Raw genomic sequence first — 16,465 nt, 5'->3', positions numbered from 1 at the left:
CGTTTTACTATTTTAGAAGTTTGGAGACTAACCATGGCACGAGTTTGCAAAGTGACCGGTAAGCGCCCGATGTCTGGCAATAACGTATCACACGCCAACAACAAAACCAAACGTCGTTTTTTGCCTAACTTGCAATCACGTCGTTTCTGGGTAGAAAGTGAAAACCGCTGGGTTCGCCTGCGCGTTTCTAACGCTGCATTGCGCACCATCGATAAAGTAGGCATTGATGTCGTATTGGCTGATTTGCGTGCTCGCGGCGAAGCTTAATTTAAACACCATTAATTAAGGATTACTGCAATGCGCGATAAAATCAAACTGGAGTCCAGTGCTGGTACTGGTCACTTCTACACAACTACTAAAAACAAACGTACTATGCCTGGCAAACTGGAAATCAAAAAATTTGACCCAGTAGCCCGTAAACACGTTATTTACAAAGAAACTAAATTGAAATAATCCGGTTTCTTCCAAGAAAAAGCTCCTGTTTTGCAGGAGCTTTTCTTTTTTCTCGATTGGTTTGGAGTGTTTTGTTTTAAACGGGTGTGCAAGATATGGTTGGATTGCTTTGGAAGAGGCAAAATAAAAGAGCGTGTATCCATTGGGATTACGCTCTTTTATTTTTCAGACGGCCTGATAGGGGATAAGCAGCCTTAAATCACTAATAAACATTCAACAATGACTTAATGATCGACTTTGATGCCTTGGTTGTCAGAATGTTGTTTTTTATCTAGCTCTTTTTGCAAGGTATCGCATGGCGTGTCGCAATCGCACATTTTCTTCATGCCGAGCGAGGAAATGCCGCCGCAGCTGCCTTTGATGGTGCGTTTGGAGAAAATATAGCCGACTGCCATGCCGAGGATGACAATGATAAAGATGCCGAAAGTCAGAAGAAGGGTTTTCATATGTGTATTCCTGAAGATTAGTTTAATAATTTCTTGAATGCGCTGGACATTTTAGTATGGTAGCCGCCTTGCGGGGTCCGGATGATAAGGAAAACGGCGAGATTTTCTTGCTCGGCAAGTTTAAGCGCTTCGGTTTCTCCGAGGACGAACAATCCGGTTGAAAGGCCGTCTGCAAGTGTGGCGTTTTCAGCTACTACGCTGATGGAAGCAAGGTTGTGGCTGATGGGTTGTTTGGTTTTAGGGTTGATGATATGGGAAAGGCGGCGGCCTGACTTATCGACATGGAAAATGCGGTAGTCGCCGGATGTGGCCAGTGATTTATTGTCCAATGGAATGGTAATTTGAGTGGCGCCGCCTTGAACGATATTGGGCTGCTCGATACCGATACGCCAAGGGTTGCCTTGCGCATTGTGGCCTTTGCCATGCAACTCGCCTCCGATTTCTACCAAATAATTGCCGATATTGAGTTTTTCAAGTTCGGCAGCGGTTTTATCCACGCCAAAGCCTTTGGCAATGGAGGATAGGTCTAAATAGACTTCGGGATGGGTTTTGGCGAGTGTAGGCTGCTGTCCGTCTTGGGAAAGTTTGAGTTTGTCCGTACCGACCATTTCTGAAGCATGTTGGATTTCTTGTGCAGTCGGTTCGTGCGTGATTTCTTTTTGCGGACCGAATCCCCAAAGGTTGACCAAAGGACCGACGGTTACGTCCAGTGCGCCGTGCGTCAGTTTGTTTAAACGCAAGGCTTCGCCGGTTACATAGGCAAAGTCTTGGGAAATGGGCATGGCCTGATTGACGGTGCGCAGCTGGTTGAATTGGCTGATTTCGGAATCGGTCTGGTAGGTAGACATTTGCCGATTGACTTCTTTAAGTGCGTCATCAATGCGTTTTTGTATTTCGGCAGGGGCGGGGAGTTTGTCTTGGCCGTCTGAAAGATATTTGACGGTATAGGTTGTGCCCATGGTCTCGCCTTGTAGGGTAATGGTTTGTTGTTTTTCAGGTTGGCAGGCAGAGAGTGTGAGTGCGGAAACGATGGCAACGGTACAAACGATTATCGGACGGTAAAACGAATTGGAAAGAAACGGCATAAGGGATTTGCGGATTATTTTTTGAAGCCTTTATTGTATCGTAAAAGAAAGGTTCAGGCCGTCTGAAAGTATGGTTTTCAGACGGCCTGGCAATAAAAAAGGAAGAAACCGAAGTTTCTTCCTTTTTGTTTGTTAGCCGCCGAAATCGTCCAAGAGGATGTTTTCGTCTTCCACGCCCAAGTCTTTGAGCATTTTGATTACGGACTGATTCATGATCGGAGGGCCGCACATGTAGAATTCGCAGTCTTCCGGTGCTTCATGGTTTTTCAGGTGGTTTTCGTAAACCACGTTGTGAATGAAGCCTGTGTAGCCGTCCCAGTTGTCTTCAGGCAATGGGTCGGACAGGGCGACGTGCCATGTGAAGTTCGGGAATTCTGCTGCGAGTTGGTCGAAGTCTTCGACATAGAACATCTCGCGTTTAGAACGTGCACCATACCAGAAGGTAATCTTACGTTTGGAGTTCAAACGTTTCAGCTGGTCGAAAATGTGGGAACGCATCGGAGCCATACCGGCACCACCGCCGATAAATACCATTTCAGCATCGGTATCTTTGGCAAAGAACTCACCGAACGGACCGGAAATCGTTACTTTATCACCGGGTTTGAGCGACCAGATGTAAGACGACATTTGTCCCGGAGGCGCATCGGGTACGCGCGGAGGAGGCGTAGCGATACGCACGTTCAGCATAATGATGCCTTTTTCTTCAGGGTATGAAGCCATAGAGTAGGCACGCAAAATCGGCTCGTCCACTTTGGAAACGTATTGCCACAGATTGTATTTGTCCCAGTCTTCGTGGTATTCCTTAGGAATGTCGAAGTCTTTGTAGGCAACAGTGTGAGGAGGGGCTTCAATTTGAATGTAGCCGCCGGCGCGGAAAGGAACTTCTTCGCCTTCGGGAATGGCAAGCTTGAGTTCTTTAATGAACGTTGCTTTGTTGTCATTGGAGATGACAGTACATTCCCATTTTTTCACGCCGAATACTTCTTCCGGTACTTCGATGTCCATGTCGGTTTTAACGTTGACCTGACAAGACAGACGGCAGCCTTCACGCGCTTCGCGTTTGCTGATGTGGGACAACTCGGTTGGCAGAATGTCGCCGCCGCCACTTTTCACAACAACGCGACACTGACCGCATGAGCCGCCGCCACCGCAGGCGGAAGGAACGAAGATGCCTTGGCTGGCAAGCGCACCCAGCAGTTTGCCGCCGGCAGGCATCGTCAGCTCTTTTTCGTTATTGACTTTGATGGTGATGTCGCCTTCGCTCACCAATTTGGATTTGGCAAACAGAATCATCAGTGCCAAAACCAAGACGATGAGGGTAAACATCACAATACCTAAAATAATCTCCATGCCGATTCCTTTCTTATAACTGGATGCCGGAGAACGACATAAACGCCATTGCCATCAGGCCAGCGGCAATAAAGGTAATGCCCAAGCCTTTGAGGCCTTTAGGGACATCCGAATATTTCATTTTTTCGGTAATGCCCGCCAAAGCGACAATAGCCAAAAGCCAGCCCAGACCTGCACCGAAACCGTATACAACGGACTCGCCGAAGTTGTATTCGCGTTGTGCCATAAACGATACGGCACCGAAAATCGCGCAGTTTACGGTAATCAGAGGCAGGTAGATACCCAATGCGTTATAGAGGGCAGGGACGAATTTATCCAAGAACATTTCCAAAATCTGCACCAAAGCGGCAATCACGCCGATGAAGGTGATGAATTTCAGGAAGGTTAGGTCCACGCCTTCAACCAGCGCGCCGTCTTTCAACAGCGAGTAAACCAGTTGGTTGGCAGGGACGGACAGGCCGAGTACGAAAGTTACAGCCACGCCCAAACCGAATGCAGTGGATACTTTTTTAGATACCGCCAAAAATGTACACATCCCCAAGAAGAAGGAAAGTGCCATGTTTTCCAGAAAGACGGATTTTACAAAGAGGCTTAAGTAATGTTCCATGTGTTATTTCTCCGCCTGTTCAGGTTTCCAAGTGCGCAGCCCCCATACCAAGAAGCCGATGATGAAGAACGCGCTAGGGGCGAGCAGGAACAAGCCGTTGGTTTGATACCAGCCACCATCTTGTACGGTTTGGAAAATGGTGTAGCCAAAGAGCTTGCCTGAGCCGATCAGTTCGCGGATGGTTGCGATGATGATCAGCATCATGCCGTAACCTGCGCCGTTGCCGATACCGTCAACCAAGCTCTCCAAAGGAGGCTCTTTCATGGCGAACGCTTCGGCACGGCCCATCACGATACAGTTGGTAATAATCAGGCCGACGAATACGGACAGCTGTTTGGACAGCTCATAGGCAAAAGCTTGGAGCAGTTGGTCAACCAGTGTTACCAAGGAAGCAACAATCGCCATTTGCACAATAATACGGATGCTGTTGGGGATGTAGTTGCGTACCAAAGAAATGAAGAAGCTGGAAAAACCGGTTACCAAAGCTACGGAAATACCCATTACGATGGCCGTCTGAAGTTTGGTGGTAACCGCCAAAGCCGAACAAATACCCAAAACCTGCAAGGCAATCGGGTTGTTGTCGATAAAGGGTGAAAACATCAAATGTTTCAAGCGTTTCATGTCAGCCATTATTGTGCTCCTGCTGATTTCAATTTGTTCAGGTAGGGGATATAGCCGTTTTCGCCGAACCAGTAGTCGAACGAACCTTGCACACCTTTAGACGTCAGCGATGCGCCGGAGAGGGCATCTACGCCGTGTTCTTTGTCTGAGCTTGCGCCTTTGCCGACGTGCAGGGCAAATTTACCTTGTTCGTCAAACAGTTTTTTGCCGACGAATTTTTTTTGCCACAGAGGGTTGCCGATTTCGCCGCCCAAACCCGGAGTTTCACCTTGGTCATAGTAGGTAATGCCGTTGATGGTGTTGCCGTCAGGTTGAATGGCGACAAAACCGTACATGACAGACCACAAACCGTTGCCGTGCATAGGCAGGATGATTTGGCTGACTTTACCGTCTTCGCCTTTTACCAAGTAAACCTCAGTGTATTTGGCACGGCTTTTGATGCCTGCCAAATCGTCTTCAGGTTTGATTTGGATGCTTTGGGCAGGGTCTTTGCCGGCAACGCGTGCGCTGAAGTCTTTAGGCGCATCGGCGACGTATTCGCCGGTTGCCAAATCCACGACACGTTGCTCGATACGCTCGGCAAAGGTTTTGCTGATGTCGGTGTTTTTATCCATCAAACCGGCTACGCTCAAAATATAGCCTTGTTTGTCTTGGAGTTTTTGTTTCTCTTGGATGGGTTTCAAGCCGACGACCGCACCAGCAACGATGATGGAACAAATCAGGCTGACAACCAATACCACAATCAGCGTGCCGCTGAAGCTGTCTTTATCGAATTTCTTAGCCATTGCTGCGCGCCTTTCTGCGTTTGATGTTCGCTTGTGCGACGAAATAGTCGAAAATCGGGGCAAACAGGTTGGCAAACAGAATCGCCAACATCATGCCTTCGGGGTAAGCAGGGTTGACCACGCGGATCAACACACACATTACACCGATAAGCGCGCCGTACCACCATTTGCCGACATTGGTAAAGGAAGCGGAAACCGGGTCGGTCGCCATAAACAGCATACCGATGGCGAAGCCGCCGACCACCAAGTGCCAGTACCAAGGCATGGAGAACATGGCGTTGGTGTCCGAACCGATGAAGTTAAACAGTGAAGACATCGCAATCATACCGATCATTACACCGGCGATAATGCGCCAAGAAGCGATGCGGGTGAACACGATAAACGCGCCGCCGATTAAGAGCGCTAAAGTGGATACTTCGCCGATTGAGCCGGGCACGTTACCGATAAACGCATCCATCCAAGAAATGTTTTGACCAGTTACAGCGTTTTTCAGGCCGTCTGCACCGTGTGCCGCCCATTGTGCCAAAGCAGTGGCACCGGAATAGCCGTCAACCGCAGTCCAAATGGTATCGCCGGTAATGTTGGCAGGGTAGGCGAAGAACAGGAACGCACGGCCTGCAAGAGCAGGATTCATGAAGTTTTTACCTGTACCGCCGAATACTTCTTTCGCAACCACAACGCCGAAAGAAATACCCAAAGCCGCTTGCCATAAAGGCAGGGTAGGAGGAACGATCAAAGCAAACAGAATAGAAGTCACGAAGAAACCTTCGTTGATTTCATGTTTGCGTACAGTGGCGAACAAGACTTCCCAGAAGCCGCCCACAACAAATACAGTCGCGTAAATCGGCAGGAAGAAAATCGCGCCGAACAGCATTTTGCTCAATACGCCCGCTTCAGACGACATATTGATGCCCAAAGCGTTAGCAAGGGCGTAATGCCAGTCGTTGGCGATATTTTGTTGCAGCAAATCAGGCGTTAACGCACCGAATGCCTGCACGCCGACGTTGTACATACCGTAGAACATGGCAGGGAACAAAGCCAGCCACACCAAAATCATCATGCGTTTGGAGTCGAGCGCGTCGCGGACGTGGGCCGCTTTGCGCGTTACCGCGCCGGATGTATAGAAAATCGTCGCCGCAGCTTCGTAGAGGGCATACCATTTTTCATGTTTGCCGCCCGGCAAGAAGTGCGGTTCGATTTTTTCAAGAAAATGTTTCAAGCCCATAATCAGCCTTCCTTCTCAATGGTTTCCAGCACCTTGCGCAACAGTGGGCCGTATTCGTATTTGCCCGGGCAGACGAAGCTGCACAAAGCGAGGTCTTCTTCATCTAATTCCAAGCAACCCAGTGCCTGAGCGCTGTCGGTATCGCCGACGATTAAATCGCGCAAGAGCAGGGTAGGCAGGATATCCAAGGGCATTACGCGCTCGTAAGTGCCGATCGGTACCATGGCGCGGTCGCCGCCGTTGACGGCTGTGTTGAACTTGAAGAGTTTGTTTTTCAGGAAATGGCCGAGGGTTGTGCGCGTGATGGAGTATTTATCCGGTTGTGGCGCAACCCAGCCGAACAACTCTTTGCTGCGGCCTTCTTCGATAACGGAAATCTGATTGTGGTAGCGGCCGAGGTAATCGTGCGCGCCTTGTGCAATCGCACCGTTCAATACTGAGCCGGAAATCACGCGGTTGTCTGCGTCAACCAATTCGCCCGCAGTAATTTGCGATACTTTCGCACCCAAAACGGTACGCAAGAGGCGTGGTTTGTTGACTTGAGAGCCACCCAAGGCAATTACGCGCTCGGTGTTCAGACGGCCTGTTGCAAACAAACGGCCAATGGCAATTACATCTTGATAATTGATGGTCCAAACAGTTTTGTTCGCACCGACTGGCTCGATGAAATGAATGTGCGTGCCACTCAAACCGGCAGGATGCGGGCCGCCAAATTCATGTGTTTCGATGTTGGCAGCGTTTTCAGACGGCACGTCTGCGCCGGCTGCTTTACACACATGGATTTTGCGTTCGGTCAGGCGGCTCAATACCAGCAGGCCGCGTTTGAAGTCTTCGGCGGCTTCTTTGATGATGACCGTAGGATCAGCAGCCAGCGGATTGGTGTCCATTGCATTGACGAAGATGGCGAATGGTTCGGCATCGACGGCAGGGATTTTGCTGAACGGACGGGTGCGCAGCGCAGTCCACAAACCGGATTGGATCAGGTTGCGGCGCACTTCTTCGCTGCTCAATTTTGCCAGCGCTTCAGGTGCGTAGCGTTCGAACTCGATTTCGTCGTTGCCTTCAACGGCAATCACGACTGACTGAAGTACGCGCTTTTCACCACGGTGAATCGCGGCGATTTTGCCTGAAGCCGGAGCAGTAAATACTACGCCCGGATTCTTTTTGTCTTCAAACAGCACTTGGCCTTTTTTGACGGCTTCGCCTTCCTTGATTTTCATCGAGGGGCGCATGCCGACATATTCTTCGCCAAGCAACGCGACTTCGGTAATGGCCGGGCCGTCATAAATGACTTGCTCCGGTCTGCCCGCGATAGGCAGGTCTAAGCCTTTTTTTATCTTAATCATAAGGATGCGTTACTTTTTGGTGGGTTGAGATTCGGATGTCGGATTGTTTTTTCAGACGGCATGTAATGCTTTGAAACAAAGGATGGGCCGTCTGAAAAAAGCAGAGGTTTGCTATAAAAACAACGAATAAACGCAAACAACAAGGCTTTAGATTTTATCAGGTATAGGCTGCTTTATGTCAGTTTTACGCTTATTTTTACGGGAAAAGTGGGAAAAAAGTAGGAATGTGTAATCGAGTGTTAAGAGAAATAATTTTTAACTGATTGATATTTAAACGCTATATTTGATGATATAGCTGAAAATAAAAGACCGTCTGAATTTCAGACGGCCTCTAAGTTTAAAAGAGCTGCCAAACGAAGAAAATCATCGTATGCAGGGCAAACAGCGGTACCAATACAATCACCGACCATGCCATGTAGCCGAAGAAGGAAGGCATCGGCACGCCGCGTTGTTCGGCAATAGCTTTGACCATGAAGTTCGGCGCATTACCGATATAAGTGAGCGCACCCATAAATACAGAGCCCATGGATACTGCCAGCAGCGAATGGAACAGATGGCCTGTCATCAAGGCTTGGGCATCGCCACCGGCCATATTGAAGAACACCAAATAAGTCGGCGCGTTATCCAAGAATGCCGACAAAATGCCACTCATCCAGAAATACATCACATTAATCGGATTGCCTGCCGCGTCGTGAACCAAAGAAACAACGGAAGCCAATGCGCCTGTTTCGCCGGCTTTCAAAATTGCCAAAACAGGCGAAATGGTAATGAAAATACCCAAAAACAGTTTGCCCACTTCGGCAATCGGCTCGAAGTTGAACTCATTACCTGCGCGTACCTGTTTGGGCGTAATAATCCAAGATACGGCGGTTAAAGCCAGCAAAATGCCATCGCGCATCAGGTTTTGCAAGGCGTAATGGCTGCCTAAGATTTCAAAGCCCGGATGATTTGGTTTCCACAAACCGGACAGCAAAACCGCGCCGACAACACCGGCCAGTAACAGGAAATTCCATTTGCCGTAAATTTTGACTTTTTCTTCTTTATCGGAAGGAGCGGGAGCAAGGTGCTCGCTTTGTTCACGGTTGAAGTGTCGGCTGTCGATGATGTAGAAAACGGCCAGTAAAATTACAGAACTAATCAATACAGGCATCAGCATGTGTTTGACCGTCCACATGAAATCTACGCCTTTCAGGAATCCTAAGAACAGAGGAGGATCGCCTAAAGGAGTCAGACCGCCGCCGATATTCGCCACCAAGAAAATGAAGAAAATCACGATGTGAACGCGGTAGTGGCGTTTATGGTTGGCCTTCAAAAGCGGACGAATCATTAACATCGCTGCGCCTGTCGTCCCCATGATGGACGACAAAGCCGTGCCGACTGCCAACAGGGTTGTGTTCAATTTGGGCGAGCCGTGCAAATTGCCGCTGACAAAAATACCGCCTGAAATGGTATAGAGCGCCAAAAGCAACAGGATAAAGGGGATATATTCTTCAACCAAAGCATGGGCAACGGTATGTACGCCAGCTCCGAAACCAAAGGTTACGATAAACGGCGTTAAAAACAGCAGTGTCCAAAACGCTGTAATTTTGCCAAAGTGATGGTGCCAAATACGGGAAAAAAACAGAGGCCCGAGTGCAATAGACAAGAGAATCAGTGCAAACGGCAGACCCCAAAGCAGGCTTGCGGATGAGCCGTCAAAATCGGATGCCGCAGCAGGAAGGGCGGCAAGAAGCAGTGAAAATGAGAGATAGCGCATAGTATTTCCTTTTTATTCTGTTGCGCCGTGAGGAACTTCGTTGAGAGAGCACGGCGGTAAAATATTCAGGCCGTCTGAAAAAATATCCAGACGAACTGCGCGGTTGTGTCAGGGGAAAGTATAACGCAAAGCAAGTGTTAAGGGATGGTTTAGAATATTGGAATCAAAAGAAATGTTGATACAAATAAAGGAATCAAAATGGATAGAGTAGTTGGAAGTAGTAAAAAGTAGTTTTGAAACAGGAGTTTGAAATCTCGGAAATAATACTATCGAAAAAATATTTTGAATTAATTTTAGCTAAAATTTACATTTGATTGAATAAATGGAGGCCGTCCGAAAAATGAGGATGAATAGGGTGTTTTGGTTCTTACTGATTGTTTTAATGGATAAATTGGGTATGAAAATAAAAAACAGGTAAGCGAAAATGCCCACCTGTTTTATTTTATGCTTCCGGCCGTAACCACATCCACACAGCCACGCAGCTGCAACAGACTGACGATATGACACCGATCCACCAGCGTTCCGGAAACCGCCAAAACATCAACAGGCAAGAAAAGGTCATCATGCCGATAGCGAAAAACTTTGCCTTGCGCGGCACGGCGCCGTTGTTTTCCCAGTTTTGTATGATCGGGCCGAAATAGCGGTGATGATAGAGCCAATTGTGAAAGCGCGGCGAAGCCTGTGCCCAGCAAGTAGCAGTCAATAAAATGAAAGGCGTAGTCGGCAGAAATGGCATGAAAATGCCGATAATACCCAAGACGAGCGACAATGCGCCGCAAAAAATCAACAAATAGCGAACCATCTTCCCATCACCAATTATTTGTTTTCAGACGGCTTGTGATGTGGAAATGGACAACGCGGAATGTCTAATTTATCCCAACCTTCGTGTCCCATTTTTTCCAGCAGCGCGATATTGCGGTCGAAAATTGCCGATGCATCAGGAAATGCTTCAGCCGCTTTAGCAATACTGTCTTCACGAATCAGATGCAAGGTCGGGTAGGGCGAGCGGTTGGTGTAGTTGCTGATGTCGTCGGCTTCTGTGCCTTCAAATTGGAAATCGGGATGGAACGGTGCAATTTGGACAATGCCTTCCAATTCGTTTTCTACAACCGCATCGTCGGCAATTTCCAGCATTTGGTTGAAGGTCTCAAAATCAGGGAACAGTGTCGGATGAACCAGTAAAGTGGTTTCCAATTCCGAAGCAGGCGTATTGCCCAGAAGCTGCAATTCACGATCCAAGTCTTCAAGGAAACCGTCCAAATGACGGGCTTTGCTGACAACTATGCGAACCAGGTTTTTAACGTGCGGTGCTTTGGCAAACGGGCAGAGATTCAGGCCGATAACGGCTTTTTCCAGCCATTGTTTGGTATGTTCTGAAACAGTATCGATATCGAGATGGGCGGTGTCAGTCATGAGTAAAAGCTTATGTGAATTATTCTTAAAAAGTATACAAGTGTATGGGCGTGAAAGCAAACCATTGGAATTTAAAAGGCCGTCTGAACAACAGACGGCCTTTATCAGTTTCAAATCATCAATCCTGAACCAAATGAACCAAAGGCAGAGCGGTCGTGTTTTTAATTTCTTTTAACACAAAACTCGATTGCGCATCTTGCACGCCGTGGTGCGAAAGCAGCGTATCCAAAACAAAATGGGAAAACGCGTTCATATCGGTAAAAAAGGCATGGAGCAGATAGTCGGTTTCACCCGTTAAAGCAAAGCAGCTCAATACTTCCGGCCAAGCGCGGACAGATTCGGAAAAATCCTCGCGCGCATCTTTTGCCTTGCTAATCGATACACGGATAAAAGCCTGCAAACCCAAGCCCAAAGATACGGGAGAAAGCTGGGCGGCGTATTTTTGAATAATGCCTGCATCTTCAAGCTGTTTGAGACGGCGCAGGCAGGGAGAAGGAGAGAGCGCCACCTTTTCAGAAAGCTCAACATTGCTCAACCGCCCATTTTCCTGCAAAACCTGCAGAATCTTTAAATCCGTTTTATCCAAGTTTAGATGAAGCATGATGGTTCTCCCAATGTAGACAATGTATGTTTTGAAAATGAAAAATGCTTAAAAATAAAGACTTGTATGGTTAAATTATATATTGAGTTCAGATAGGCGACAAATTGTCTTATAAAAAGTGTTGCGAATTTGTTTTATGTAGTTGTGAAAAGATAAAGGCCGTCTGAAACTAATCAAGGTCAAAGCTTTATGTCATATTAGGATTAGATATAAAGAGGCCGTCTGAAAATGAATTTCAGACGGCATTTATTTTCGTAATGTGATGATTCAGGCTCTTAATGACCTTGTTTTGGAGAGTTTTGTTCTTTTGCTTTGATTCGTTTTCCGCGTTTGTATTTGGCTTTGTTTGGGGTGTTTTCTTCGCAATGTATTTTTGTGTTTTTCTTAAGGTATATGCTCGGTCGTTATCCGTTTGAGTTGTCTCGGCACATGGCGGGAACCATCATCGGATCCAGTGTTCCGCCGCATTGCCAGTTGAGCAACCAAGTCGAATCGTTATTATTTCGATAAGGGGTCAGGGTCAGGACTTTGCCTTTGTTTTGCCCTTTATCGAAAGGAATACTGATTTTGCCTGTATCTGCTTCTACGGTTACGCCACCGTTTTGGATGTATGTGCCGCCGATGCGTTGAGCGGTAACACCGATTGCGCCTTGTTTGCTGACATCCTCTGCATTGGGCAGGCGGTTATTTACCGCTGAAGCAATGCTGATTTCGGTTTTCAGGTCATCGGCAAGGTATAGTGCTTCGGAGGCTTGCGCCCTACCGATATAGTTTTGATAAGTGGGTATGGCAACCACAACCAGAATACCGAGGATGGCGATCACTATCATCAGCTCAATCAGGGTAAAACCTTTTTGGGCTTGAAATGGGGTATTCATTTGAGTGTATCGTTTTCAGGTTTTTTTATTTTTGTAAAGTAAATCCCATAACGTATTGTTCGGTTATGGGATTTACTTTGTTATGTTGTTATATTAAGAAGCTTCTTTATCACGACAGTTAGCTGGAACGTGTTTAGCTTCACCACCTTTATATTTACATTTCCAAGTAATAGGAGATTCAGAGTTAGCTTGATTAGGAGTTAATGTAAACACTGGATTGGTAGAAGCACCAGTATTTTTAGTTGTTACTGTAATTTTACCAGTATTTGCTTCAATAGCGATGCTTGAAACGTAATCAGTACCACCTGCAGGGAAGGTGTAACCAGTATTAGTAGCAGTAATCTCGTTCAAGCCACCTAAAGCTGCAGAAGTTTCTGCTACTGCCAATTTAGCAGGTTCGGCTAAGCTCAAACCTTCTGAAATTTTAGCGCGGATGGTGTAGTCTTGGTATGCAGGCAGAGCGATTACGGCCAAGATGCCCAAGATGGCGATGACGATCATCAATTCGATCAGGGTGAAACCTTTTTGGATTGCTTTCATTGATTAAAACTCCAGTTTGAAAGTGTGAATAATTGTGTTTAAGTAAAAAGTCCGTAATGTGCTTGGCACTTTGTATTATGAGTAAACCATAAAGTAAGAAGGAATATACAGCTTCCGTCGGGCTTGCTGCTTTGAGGCTTGGGCCTTATCGGACGTGTTGTTTCAAGCAGTCGGTGTGCCAAGTGCGCAAAACTGATTAAAAAATTTATTTTTTATTTTTTGTTTGTTGTTTTTATTGAGATTATTTTTTAATTTTTAAATTTTGTGAGGTTTTGTTTGAAAGTTTCAGGATTTTAGGGAAATTAGGGGGTTGACGTTTTTTGTCAGTTTTGTGTTTTTTGTGACAGGGGATGTGTGCGAGTTTGGTTATGTGACGTTTTTTGTCAGAAATTAAGCTTGTTCAATAATATGTTAATTGATTTAGATAGGCGGTATCTTTATGGATTAATCGGTAGGTTTAATATTTTGTGATTTTATTTTTTTGTTTTTTATGGGTTTTATTTTGTATGCGTATTTTGTTTGAATACAGATAAGGAAAAAATTTGGAAGGAAGGATTTCTGAAGAGGATTTGGTGTAATAGGTGAATGAAATTTTGTTATTGGAATTATATTCATTTGGGTTATGATTTTAGAATGTAGTTTTATGTCAGAGTAAAGGTCTGATTTTGAATTTTAAGGCTTTGGATTTCTTGAGTGTTTTAGAAGGATATATTCAGGATGTTTATATTTTTGGGTGCGATTAGGGTGAGCAAAAAATGCTCACCCTATGTTTTTAAGATGTTCAGACGGCCTTTATGGGGTCAAGACTTCGATCAATGCCTGCTTTAGGGTGTTTTGGGTTTGCGGGTCTTGCAGGGATGGGCTGTAGGTGATGAAGCTGTCCTCAATGCGCTGATCCAAGGTGGTGATTTTGGCGTAGCGCAGGCTGATGTTGTGGGCGAAGAAGGTCTCGGCGATGTCGGCGAGGAGGTGGGGGCGGTTGACGGCGGTGATGTCTATGGTGTGCCAGCCGGGATAATCTTCTTCGGGGGTGATGATTACGGTGGGCGGAATGGGGATATGGCGGATGCGGCGGCTGATGTGTGGGCGGCCGCTTTGTTTTTGGACGGTGGTATTGCCGTGGATGAAGCTGTTGAGTTCGGCTTCGAGCGCGCTTTGGCGGTCGGGATATTCTTCGGGCGGGAGATTGTCGGGAAGTTGAAGGATAAAGGTGTCGAGGATGTAGTCGTGCTCGGTAATGAAGGCGCGGGCGGCTTGGATGTCGAAGCGGTGGCTGCTGAAGATGCGGCAGAGGCGTGCGAATAGGCGGTCGCCATTGGGCATGAACACCATGACTTGAAGGCTGTTGCTTTGGGGAAGGATGCGGCTGCGGACGGCCGGGCTTTGGGTGTCGTAGGCGAGGTTTGCGGTGTGCCAGAGGATTTCCCGAGTCTGATGGCGGACGTAGTATGCGCTGCCGAGTATGCGGCGGAGCTTTTGTTGGTTTTTGAGGGGAACGGCCGCGCGCGTGAGCTGGTCGGTTGAGGCTTGTTCGCGTCGGTTGGGGAGGCGTTCGGGATCGTGGTGTTTGCTGTTTAAAACGGCGGCGGTGCTGTGGTAGAGGGTTTGGAGCAGACTGGCGCGCCATGTGTTCCAAAGTTTGGGGTTGGTGCCGCGGATGTCGGCAATGGTAAGCAGGTAGAGTGCGTCTAGGTATTCGCGTGTGGGAATACGGCGGCAGAAGGCTTGGAGGACATGGGGATCTTGGATGTCTTCTTTTTGGGCAACGGTGGACATGAGCAGGTGGTTTTCAACCAGCCATGCGAGGAGGTGGCTTTCTTCTTCGGTGTAGTAGTGGTTGGCGGCGAATTGTTGTGCGTCTTTGATGCCTTCTTTGGCGTGATCGCCGCCACGGCCTTTGGCGATGTCGTGCAGCAGGGCGGCGGTGTAGAGGACATGTGGTCTTGGATAGGCCTGCATGATGGCGCTGGCCTCGGGCATTTCGTGGCTGTGGGTTTCGATGGCGAGACGGCGCATATTGCGGACGACGGTCAGGATGTGGTCGTCTACGGGGTAAATATGGAAGAGGTCGTGTTGGAGCAGGCCGGTGATTTTTTCCCATGCGGGGAGATAGCGGCCCAGTACGCCGTAGAGGTTGAGAAAACGGAGGGTTTGGGTGAGGCCGGTGCCGTGTTTGAAGAATTGGATAAAGCGGCGGCGATTTTCTGGATTTTGGGTGAAACGGGTGTTGATTTTTCGTGTGGCCGCCCACCATGCACGCAGGGTTTGCGGCTCGATGGTGGTGATGTTTTGCTCCTGCATGGTTTGGATGATGGTGAAGATGTGTTCGGGATTTTGCTCGAACAGGGCAAGGTCGTTGGCGGCGATTTGGTGGCCGATGCGTTTGTAGCGGCTGTCGATGGGATGGATATGTCGGGGACGGCTGGAGGTCTGATGGTTTTTGAGAACCGGAATGAGGATGCCGTTGAGTTGTTTGATGGCTTTGGTGGCGCGGTAGAAGGTGTGCATCAGGGCTTCGCTTCGGCCGCGGATGTCGGGTTGGGTATAGCCTAAGCTTTCGGCAACTTGGGACTGGTAGTCGAAAAGCAGCCTGTCTTCGGGGCGGTCGGCGGTAAGGTGGAGGTGAATGCGGATATTGGCAAGACGGCGGTAGCCATGGGCCAGCATGCCGGCTTCGGTGCGTGTGAGGACGCCGGCGGTAACGAGGGCGGTGGGGTTGCTGTCTATGCCTTGTGCTTTGGCTGTCCAGATAAGGGTGTGGATGTCGCGCAGGCCGCCGGGGCAGGTTTTGATGTTGGGTTCGAGTTGTGCGCCTGTGCCTTGGGATTTGGTATGGCGTTGCTCCATTTCGAGGAGTTTGGCTTCGATAAAGGCGGCTGTGTCGCGGCGTGTGTTGAGTTTGTTTAGAAGTTGGGCGGTAAGGTCGGCATTGCCTTGTAGGTGGCGCGCCTCAAGAAAGGCGGTTTCGCCGGTAATGTCGTTTTGGGTACTTTGGAGGATTTCTTCTATGCTGCCGCTTTTAATGGCAGGATTGAGGCGTGCGTCCCAAAGGGTTTGGATAAATTGGGCGGTTTGCTGTTGCAGGCCGTCTGAAAATGGAGCCAAGGAAATAATCGCTAAGTCCCAGTCGGAATGGGGATAGAGTTCGCAACGCCCAAAGCCGCCGATGGCAATCAGACTGATATCGTTGCTGTCGGGGAAGTGGATTTGCCAGAGGGTTTGCAGCAGGGTTTCGGCAGCGGCGATATGGTCACGGAAGTAAACGGTAGGGCGGTTGTTTTGGCGGTAGGCAGTTTCTGCTGCGGCTTTTTGCTGCTGGTAGGTTTGGATGGCTTGTTGGGCGGCGGTCATGATGGTAT

At 48.1% G+C, this 16,465-nt stretch carries 17 protein-coding genes; 2 read left to right on the top strand and 15 right to left on the bottom strand.

Annotation, left to right across the window (positions count from 1 at the left end; all coding sequences use genetic code 11):
* Window positions 1-33: 33 nt before the first annotated feature.
* Complete coding sequence (rpmB, locus tag ACTHS8_RS06695) at window positions 34-267, top strand: 50S ribosomal protein L28 (protein ID WP_002216391.1); 234 nt, start codon at window positions 34-36, stop codon at window positions 265-267.
* Window positions 268-297: 30 nt separating this feature from the next.
* The gene (rpmG, locus tag ACTHS8_RS06690) at window positions 298-453 is read left to right on the top strand and encodes a 50S ribosomal protein L33 (protein ID WP_003684373.1); all 156 of its coding nucleotides are present in this window, start codon (window positions 298-300) and stop codon (window positions 451-453) included.
* A 224-nt stretch (window positions 454-677) separates the two neighbouring features.
* On the opposite strand, the gene nqrM is transcribed toward rpmG, so the two are convergent.
* The 15 genes from nqrM to glnD form a co-directional block, all read right to left on the bottom strand.
* Window positions 678-899 (bottom strand): (Na+)-NQR maturation NqrM, encoded by a 222-nt coding sequence (gene nqrM / locus ACTHS8_RS06685; protein WP_003680888.1) that lies wholly within the window; start codon window positions 897-899, stop codon window positions 678-680.
* Window positions 900-916: 17 nt separating this feature from the next.
* Window positions 917-1,984, bottom strand: coding sequence for an FAD:protein FMN transferase (locus ACTHS8_RS06680; RefSeq protein ID WP_440373312.1), 1,068 nt, complete (start codon window positions 1,982-1,984; stop codon window positions 917-919).
* A gap of 132 nt (window positions 1,985-2,116) precedes the next feature.
* Window positions 2,117-3,334, bottom strand: coding sequence for an NADH:ubiquinone reductase (Na(+)-transporting) subunit F (gene nqrF / locus ACTHS8_RS06675; protein WP_004519569.1), 1,218 nt, complete (start codon window positions 3,332-3,334; stop codon window positions 2,117-2,119).
* A gap of 13 nt (window positions 3,335-3,347) precedes the next feature.
* Window positions 3,348-3,941: an NADH:ubiquinone reductase (Na(+)-transporting) subunit E gene (gene nqrE, locus ACTHS8_RS06670; protein ID WP_003684365.1), complete on the bottom strand. Its 594-nt coding sequence runs from the start codon at window positions 3,939-3,941 to the stop codon at window positions 3,348-3,350.
* A 3-nt stretch (window positions 3,942-3,944) separates the two neighbouring features.
* A complete protein-coding gene (locus ACTHS8_RS06665) occupies window positions 3,945-4,571 on the bottom strand; it encodes an NADH:ubiquinone reductase (Na(+)-transporting) subunit D (RefSeq protein ID WP_049329022.1) in 627 nt (208 codons plus the stop codon).
* Window positions 4,571-5,347: a Na(+)-translocating NADH-quinone reductase subunit C gene (locus ACTHS8_RS06660; protein WP_070615830.1), complete on the bottom strand. Its 777-nt coding sequence runs from the start codon at window positions 5,345-5,347 to the stop codon at window positions 4,571-4,573. Before ACTHS8_RS06660 ends, ACTHS8_RS06665 begins: the two co-directional genes overlap by 1 nt.
* Window positions 5,340-6,572 carry an NADH:ubiquinone reductase (Na(+)-transporting) subunit B gene (locus tag ACTHS8_RS06655; RefSeq protein WP_440373311.1) on the bottom strand — a complete coding sequence of 411 codons (1,233 nt, stop codon included), beginning with the start codon at window positions 6,570-6,572 and terminating at the stop codon, window positions 5,340-5,342. Before ACTHS8_RS06655 ends, ACTHS8_RS06660 begins: the two co-directional genes overlap by 8 nt.
* A gap of 2 nt (window positions 6,573-6,574) precedes the next feature.
* The gene (locus tag ACTHS8_RS06650; protein ID WP_070615826.1) at window positions 6,575-7,918 is read right to left on the bottom strand and encodes a Na(+)-translocating NADH-quinone reductase subunit A; all 1,344 of its coding nucleotides are present in this window, start codon (window positions 7,916-7,918) and stop codon (window positions 6,575-6,577) included.
* Between the two features lie 337 nt (window positions 7,919-8,255).
* Entirely contained in the window at window positions 8,256-9,674 is a 1,419-nt protein-coding gene (locus ACTHS8_RS06645) for a sodium:proton antiporter (protein WP_440373310.1), read from the bottom strand.
* 442 nt (window positions 9,675-10,116) lie between these two features.
* Entirely contained in the window at window positions 10,117-10,476 is a 360-nt protein-coding gene (locus tag ACTHS8_RS06640) for a YbaN family protein (RefSeq protein WP_063076686.1), read from the bottom strand.
* Between the two features lie 14 nt (window positions 10,477-10,490).
* Window positions 10,491-11,087 (bottom strand): DUF1415 domain-containing protein, encoded by a 597-nt coding sequence (locus ACTHS8_RS06635; RefSeq protein ID WP_070822672.1) that lies wholly within the window; start codon window positions 11,085-11,087, stop codon window positions 10,491-10,493.
* Between the two features lie 118 nt (window positions 11,088-11,205).
* On the bottom strand, window positions 11,206-11,688 hold the full coding sequence (locus tag ACTHS8_RS06630; RefSeq protein WP_440373309.1) for an Lrp/AsnC family transcriptional regulator: 483 nt from the start codon (window positions 11,686-11,688) through the stop codon (window positions 11,206-11,208).
* Between the two features lie 404 nt (window positions 11,689-12,092).
* The gene (locus ACTHS8_RS06625; protein ID WP_070826441.1) at window positions 12,093-12,566 is read right to left on the bottom strand and encodes a pilin; all 474 of its coding nucleotides are present in this window, start codon (window positions 12,564-12,566) and stop codon (window positions 12,093-12,095) included.
* A 93-nt stretch (window positions 12,567-12,659) separates the two neighbouring features.
* Window positions 12,660-13,106, bottom strand: a complete 447-nt coding sequence (locus ACTHS8_RS06620) for a pilin (protein ID WP_440373308.1) — start codon at window positions 13,104-13,106, stop codon at window positions 12,660-12,662.
* Window positions 13,107-13,898: 792 nt separating this feature from the next.
* On the bottom strand, window positions 13,899-16,457 hold the full coding sequence (gene glnD / locus ACTHS8_RS06615) for a [protein-PII] uridylyltransferase (RefSeq protein ID WP_440373307.1): 2,559 nt from the start codon (window positions 16,455-16,457) through the stop codon (window positions 13,899-13,901).
* Window positions 16,458-16,465: the final 8 nt, after the last annotated feature.

The organism is Neisseria sp. P0016.S008 (assembly GCF_051957775.1).
In the GTDB taxonomy this organism is placed as follows: Bacteria; Pseudomonadota; Gammaproteobacteria; order Burkholderiales; family Neisseriaceae; genus Neisseria; species Neisseria flavescens_B.
This window is presented reverse-complemented; position numbering and strand designations above follow the sequence as displayed.